Consider the following 1,675-nt stretch of genomic DNA (forward strand, 5'->3'; position numbering starts at 1 on the left):
CCTGAATTATTCATAGAAATTCCTTAATGACTTAAAAATGCTTATCTGCCAAGCTATCTAGCTAAGTTGGTCGTGCATCAAATAAATGAAAAAAGAATCCATTTCTGTTACAGTTAAATCACGACAAATAACCAACAGAAAGGATTCTTATAATGGCTACTTTACCGCAAATAACGTTAGATTTCAATCGTCAAATTAAATTGTCAAATGATGGAGGTCCCCTTTCGTCTGATACTGGTGAATTTATCTTTAGGGAATTCGATGAAAAGATTGGATTCTCTGAGATGCTTGCTCAATACCTACATTTGAAAGACGATAGAAAGTATCATTTACATTCCAATGAAAATTTACTCCGTCAAAAGATTTATCAAATGATTGCTGGATATGCTGAAGATGACAATGCTGATCAGTTGACGAATGATCCTGTTTTTACACAAATCATTGGAACCGATACCTTGGCTTCTCAACCGAGTTTATCTCGCTTTTTTGCACGATTTGATGATGAATCTATTGAACAATTAAATCAAGCTAACCAAGAACTTTTGGACAAAGTGCATGCGTTCAGAGAGACAGAAGCACTGATCATTGACCTAGATTCCACCCATTACGATACATATGGAGAACAGGAATCTGCAGCTTACAACACCCATTACGGGACAGTCGGCTTTCATCCATTAGTTGCTTTCGATGGGTTAACGCGAGATTTCTTAAAAGCTAAGTTACGACCTGGAAATGTTTATACTTCCAATGGTGTTGTTGATTTTGTAAAACCTCTTATCGCCCATTACAACGAGAAGTTTCCAGAGACGACCCCATTTTTGCGTGGAGATAGTGGTTTTGCCGTCCCAGCTTTGTATGATTTATGCGAAGATGAGTCGGTCTATTACGTGATTCGTTTGAAATCGAACGCTATTTTGCAGCGACTTGCAGATGAACTACATCCTTCTACTGCACCGTCTGATGTTTCAGAGGCAGAGTACTATTATGAGGAAACCGAATATCAAGCAAAATCATGGTCCAAGTCAAGAAAAGTAATTATACAATCCATTCGTCCTGCTGGCGAATTATTTTTCACGCATTCATTCTTTGTAACAAATCTGATAGATGCGTTCTCCCCAAAAGTTATCGTCCGTACTTACCAAAAAAGAGGTACGATGGAGAACTATATCAAAGAAGCCAAGAATGGTTTTCATATGGATAAAATGAATAGTCACTCTTTCCAAGTAAATGAGGCAAAAATGATGTTGAGTCTATTAGCTTATAACCTAACAAATTGGTTACGTACGCTTTGCTTTCCTGAAGGCCAACAAAGCATGCAAATTGAAACCATACGCACAAGAATCATAAAAGTTGCTAGTAAATTAGTGAAATCGGGACGATCATTTTACTTTAAATTGTCCTCTAGTTTTGTGTACCAAGCATTCTTTTGGAAAGTTCTTGGGCGAATTCAACAACTAAAACTAGAATGAATTCATAATAAATCGTCCTCATACCTAATTTTTAAAAATCAAATTCAGACCAAGGGAGGAGTCTGCCCAAAAATGGACTATTTTCTAATATTCTCTTTAAAATTACCTCAAAAGCAGAAAAATCTCCACGACTTTTTCAATGGAACAAGAAAATATTTGATTTTGATTTCAAACATGACTTAATTAGGAAGTATGAATAATTCAGG

1 protein-coding gene is annotated in these 1,675 nt (G+C 36.2%); it reads left to right on the forward strand.

Annotation, left to right across the window (positions count from 1 at the left end):
* Window positions 1-152 precede the first annotated feature (152 nt).
* On the forward strand, window positions 153-1,469 hold the full coding sequence (locus ACH6CY_RS15610; RefSeq protein ID WP_374068232.1) for an IS1380 family transposase: 1,317 nt from the start codon (window positions 153-155) through the stop codon (window positions 1,467-1,469).
* Window positions 1,470-1,675 lie beyond the last annotated feature (206 nt).

The sequence above is a fragment of the Paraliobacillus sp. JSM ZJ581 genome (genome assembly GCF_044383835.1).
GTDB lineage: Bacteria > Bacillota > Bacilli > Bacillales > Amphibacillaceae > Paraliobacillus.